This is a genomic window from uncultured Clostridium sp., from assembly GCF_934754915.1.
In the GTDB taxonomy this organism is placed as follows: Bacteria; Bacillota; Clostridia; order Clostridiales; family Clostridiaceae; genus Clostridium.
This window is the reverse complement of the sequence record NZ_CAKVKB010000182.1, coordinates 1-5450: the sequence shown is the minus strand read 5'-3', so window position 1 is coordinate 5450 and position 5450 is coordinate 1. Positions and strand designations below refer to the sequence as shown.

Below are 5450 nucleotides of genomic sequence, written 5' to 3'. Positions count from 1 at the left end.
ATATGAAGTCTATTAAAATAATTGTCTCATTATTATAAATAAAATTATTTTAATAAATTTCAAACAACATATTGAGAATGATTATCGTTTTTGTTATAATGTTTTTGTCAGAAAATTCACAGATAAAGTATTACTGTGAAAAATAGCAGATAATCTGTATGTCAGTATAAAATATGTTCAAATTGAGATTCTGTATTAAATGATTTTATGATATCAGTTAAACTGAGCATTTTAAGAATTTTTAGGCAGAACTTTATTGGAACTTATACACAATAAAAATATAGTATGAATATGCTATAAAAATCAGGAGGAATTTTAAATGAAAGACTATTTAGAAATTGTAGACGTTGTTGCAAGACAAATCCTAGACTCAAGATGTTTCCCTACTGTTGAAGTAGAAGTATATTTAGAAGATGGTACTGTAGGAAGAGCTGCTGTTCCATCAGGTGCATCAACAGGAATGTATGAAGCAGTTGAATTAAGAGATGGAGATAAGGATTATTATCAAGGAAAGAGTGTATTAAAAGCAGTAAAGAATGTTAATGAAACTATAGCAGAAGAATTAATTGGATGCAATGTTTTCAATCAGACTGAAATTGATAAGATGCTTATTGAATTAGATGGAACTGACAACAAAGGTAAATTAGGTGCAAATGCAATTCTTGGTGTATCTCTTGCAGTTGCAAATGCAGCAGCTAAAGCATTAGACATGCCTTTATACAGATACATTGGAGGAGTTAATGCAAAAGTTCTTCCAGTTCCAATGATGAATATCTTAAATGGTGGATCACATGCTGACAATTCAGTTGATTTACAAGAATTCATGATAATGCCAGCTGGAGCTGATACATTCAGCAATGCTTTAAGAATGTGCTCAGATGTATATCATACATTAAAGAAAATCTTAAATGATAAAGGATATTCTACTGGTATAGGTGATGAAGGTGGATTTGCTCCAGACTTAAAGAGCAATAAAGAAGCTTTAGATGTTATTATTGAAGCTATAGAAAAAGCTGGATATAAACCAGGAGAAGAAATGTTTATTGCTATAGATGCTGCTTCTTCTGAATATTATAAAGATGGAAAATATGTATTAGAACATGAAGGAAAGACATTTACATCAGAAGAAATGGTTGATTTCCTTGAAAAATGGGTTGATGAATATCCAATAATCTCTATTGAAGATGGTCTTGCAGAAGAAGACTGGGATGGATGGAAGATACTTACTGAAAGACTTGGAAAGAAAGTTCAGCTTGTAGGTGATGATTTATTTGTTACTAATACTAAGAGATTAGAAAAAGGAATAAGTCTTGGAGTTGCAAACTCAATACTTATAAAATTAAATCAAATTGGTACATTAACTGAAACTTTAAATGCTATAGAAATGGCTAACAGAGCTGGATATACAGCTGTAGTTTCTCATAGAAGCGGTGAAACAGAAGATACAACAATTGCTGATTTAGTTGTAGCTGTAAATGCTGGTCAAATAAAGACTGGTGCACCTGCAAGATCTGAAAGAGTTGCTAAATACAATCAATTATTAAGAATTGAAGAAGAACTTGGAAAGGTTGCAGAATTTAGAGGTAAGAAAGCTTACTTTAACTTAAAAAAATAATTTTTAGGATTTTAAATACTGGATCTATGATTATTAATAAATTATAAATATTTTTTCTACTAATACCTGAAAGACCACATCAACTAAGCTGATTAAAGCCAATTGATGTGGTCATTTTAAACTACTGTTTAAATTTAATTGAAAGAGAACTAAAAGTATAACTGATTTCCAATTATAGAACTATTAGTTGAAATCAAGATAGGTAGTATTTTCAGGTACTCCTGTTACAGATGCATCATATCCTTCATTCAATGAATTTATAGAATTCATATCTTCATTTGAAAGTTCAAAATCGAATATGTTAAAATTTTCTTTTATTCTTTCTTGGTTAGATGATTTTGGAATAGGAATTACACCTCTTTGAATATGCCATTTTAATATGATTTGTGCAATTGTCTTTTTATATTTTTCTGATAGGCTAGTTAGCAGTTGGTTTGAAAATAGCTTTCCTCTCATTATAGGACTCCATGCTATAAGTTGAATATTGTTTTTGATGCAGTAATCTACCATTTCAGGTTTTGAATTTTGAGGATGCATTTCAACCTGATTTACCATTGGCATTATTTCAGCAGTCTTCTTTAATTCTTCTAAGTGACCTATTTTAAAATTGCATACGCCTATTGCTTTTACTTTTCCAGTTTTATATAGATGCTCAAAAGCCTTCCATGTTTCAGCATTTAATTTATTTGGCCAATGAACAAGGTATAAATCTAAATAATCTGTTTGAAGTTTTTTTAATGATTCATTAAAAGCTTTTAATGTGTTTTCATATCCGTGATCATCATTCCAAAGCTTTGTTGCTAAAAATATGTCTTTTCTGTCAATTTTGCTTTCCTTTATTCCATTTCCAACTCCAATTTCATTTCCGTAGAAAGAAGCTGTATCTATTTGTCTGTATCCTGCTTCTAAAGCATATTTTACTATTTCTGCTGTTTCTTTATCGTTTCCAGACTTATATGTACCGAATCCTATAGCTGGTATTTTTATGTCATTATTTAAGATTTTAAATTTTTCATTCATTATATTTTACCTACCTTTCACATTCTATTACTCTTATATCATTTTTTCCTGCAACTAACGCTTTTGTTGCAATCTTATAAAATAGTGATGTATCAACAACTCCTATAATGCTTTTCAAAGTATCGTTTAGTTTACCTATATCTTCTATATAACAATTGCTGAAATCTACATCCATTAGAAATAATCCATGATCACTTCGTGTAAATCCATCTTTTGAATTACTGCTTCTCATGATAGGTTTTCCACCAATATTTTTTACAGCTTTATTAACTATTCCAAGGCTTTCAGGTATTATTTCTAAAACAACAGGGTATTTAAAATCTAATCTGTCAACTACTTTACTTTCATCTACAAGAAGAATATATTGATCAGCCATTGATGCTATTATCTTTTCTTTTGTATGAATGCCACCACCACTTTTTAATGCATTAAGGCTATTATCAACTTCATCACAACCATCAAATGCAATTGGTATAGAATCAACACTCATAGTGGGAATAACCTGCAATCCATTTTCAATACATAATAATTCTGTTTTTAAAGAAGGAGTAATTATTTTAACATTCATTCCTGATTCTTTAATATAAGACACAAGGTATGAAATGGTACTGCCTCCTCCAAGTCCTATTATAGAATTATTTTTTATATATTTTAGAGCTTCTTTTGCACATTTTTTTTTCAATTTTATCATCCTTTCCATATTTTAAAATTTTAAATTTTATCATCTGCAATTGATTGCTCATGTCTGCTTAAATTCTTATAAACATCCTGCTTTCCAACTACCATAAAAAGATATAAAATTTCAATTATAGTCATAGCTGAAATTCTTGAAAAGAAATATTCATCTAAAAATAATTTTTCTCTTGTTGCAGTCTTTATATGATATTTGCAGCTTTTAGCTAGTGGAGATTTGTCATTATTGGTAATTGCTATTGTGGCTGCACCTTTTTCCTGGGCAACATGGACAACATCAATTAATTTTTTAGAAGCACCGGAATTTGAAATTGCAATGACAACATCTTTTTCGGTAAGATTATAGGTATATGCAATTTGAGTTTCCCATATTGTATTTGCGACAGATGGGATTCCTATTTGATTGAATTTATAACAGCCGTCGAGTGCTACAGGAATTGTATTTCCTACAGCAGCAAATTGGATTGTTCTAGCATTTTTTAAAAGATTGAGAATCTCTTTAAGTTGTATTTCATTTATTGATGAAATTGTCTGTTTCATTTCTTCAATTTTATTTAACATGATGCTGTTAAGAGAGTCTTTAATATTTTGCTCACTTATATTTCCTGAAGCCTTAACATCTTTTTTTGAGTCATCAGCAAGTTCTTTTGCCAAAGTAATCTTAAAATGATGGAACCCTTTCATACCACATTTTCTACAAAATCTTGTTACAGTTGCATCACTTGTTCCTGCTGCTTCAGCTAATTCTGAGATGGTCATTTCAATGAGAAGTGAAGGGTTGTTTAAAGCATACTGAGCAATTTTCTTTTCAGCTTCAAAAAAATTAGCATATTCAGAATAAATAGTATTTATAATGGAATTAATTTTATCCATAACTGTATCCTTTCTTTTGATTATTTTGATAATATAAATATTCTAATCAACAATGTAAAATGAACCATTTATGATGAAGGATGAAATCTTTTCAAGACTTCTTTAATTATTATGTAGTTTTATTATTGGAACATATAATCTATATTTGGATTAACAATAAAAGGTGGATTTTTTAGTTTTTATACGTATTAGATAAATTTTTCATATAATTTCAATCCTGTAATATATAATATACTAGCAAAAATAATTTTTGTAAATAGAATATCGATAAAAATAATTTTCATAGATTAGCAAAAAAATATTAAGGAAATAACTTGACAAGATATGAATAATAATATATCATTTAATTGAGAATGATTTTCAATGAATTTTGGATAGTAAAAAACTTCTTTGAAGCGCACACAACAAAGAAGCAAAAAATTATTATATTTTATTGTTGAAAAAGTCTCTAGTTATTTAATCACAACACAATTAAATAAGGCTAACAATATCACACGCAGGTTATTGTTAGAAAAAAGAAATCTTATTGTATAGTCTCACGCACGCACACATTACTATACAATAAGATTTTAGTTTTATTTTAAGAAATTGTCAAGAAAAATAATATAGATTAGATGGATAACTGCTTTTAAGATAATGAATATAAATTTAATTGAAAATTTATATTGAATATTTAATATGGAACAAAATAATAGATAACTTAAAGAACAATATACTAACACTTAAGTATATGTTGCACTATAAATTATTAATTTCAAAATTATTTAAAGAAAAAGATAAATAATATGACAGACCAGTAAGAAAATAAATATCATTATTTTGATGAATAAATAACAAAAAATAAAAAATATCTTATTTGGAAATAGGAAAAGCAATTGTAGTTTCTAATATAGATAGTAGAGCTACATTATTAAAAGAAATCTTTGAAAAATTTAATTATTAATTCTAATTTGTTAATTTAATATATTATGTATATATCTAATATTGATATTTTACAAAATAGTCAGAAAATTCGTGATTTTGAAAAGTAAATGATAAATTAAAAAGTTAAAATTTAATATAATGATAAAAATGTCTAGATATTTTTGATAAACATATAAAAATATCTGGGTATTTTTATATGTTATAAACTTAACAAAGATTTTTATAAATATTATGGTAAATAATATAAGTATATATATATATGCATAATCTTGACAACGATTGTAAAATGAGATAATATTTCACTTGAAAGGATATTTAGATATAT

At 27.3% G+C, this 5450-nt stretch carries 4 protein-coding genes; 1 reads left to right on the top strand and 3 read right to left on the bottom strand.

Annotated elements, in window-relative coordinates; all coding sequences use genetic code 11:
* Window positions 1–319: 319 nt before the first annotated feature.
* The gene (gene eno, locus Q0F58_RS16850) at window positions 320–1615 is read left to right on the top strand and encodes a phosphopyruvate hydratase (protein WP_294379029.1); all 1296 of its coding nucleotides are present in this window, start codon (window positions 320–322) and stop codon (window positions 1613–1615) included.
* A gap of 183 nt (window positions 1616–1798) precedes the next feature.
* On the opposite strand, the gene Q0F58_RS16845 is transcribed toward eno, so the two are convergent.
* Genes Q0F58_RS16845 through Q0F58_RS16835 form a run of 3 tightly spaced genes read right to left on the bottom strand, consistent with a single transcriptional unit; the run spans window position 1799 to window position 4201 of the window.
* Window positions 1799–2635, bottom strand: coding sequence for an aldo/keto reductase (locus Q0F58_RS16845; protein ID WP_294379028.1), 837 nt, complete (start codon window positions 2633–2635; stop codon window positions 1799–1801).
* 10 nt (window positions 2636–2645) lie between these two features.
* Window positions 2646–3326 (bottom strand): ribose 5-phosphate isomerase A, encoded by a 681-nt coding sequence (rpiA, locus tag Q0F58_RS16840; RefSeq protein ID WP_294379027.1) that lies wholly within the window; start codon window positions 3324–3326, stop codon window positions 2646–2648.
* A gap of 20 nt (window positions 3327–3346) precedes the next feature.
* Window positions 3347–4201: a MurR/RpiR family transcriptional regulator gene (locus Q0F58_RS16835; protein WP_294379026.1), complete on the bottom strand. Its 855-nt coding sequence runs from the start codon at window positions 4199–4201 to the stop codon at window positions 3347–3349.
* Window positions 4202–5450 lie beyond the last annotated feature (1249 nt).

Coding starts and splice junctions, on each gene's coding strand:
- eno (WP_294379029.1), top strand. CDS start 320: ATGAAAGACTATTTAGAAATTGTAGACGTTGTTGCAAGACAAATCCTA.
- Q0F58_RS16845 (WP_294379028.1), bottom strand. CDS start 2,635: ATGAATGAAAAATTTAAAATCTTAAATAATGACATAAAAATACCAGCT.
- rpiA (WP_294379027.1), bottom strand. CDS start 3,326: ATGATAAAATTGAAAAAAAAATGTGCAAAAGAAGCTCTAAAATATATA.
- Q0F58_RS16835 (WP_294379026.1), bottom strand. CDS start 4,201: ATGGATAAAATTAATTCCATTATAAATACTATTTATTCTGAATATGCT.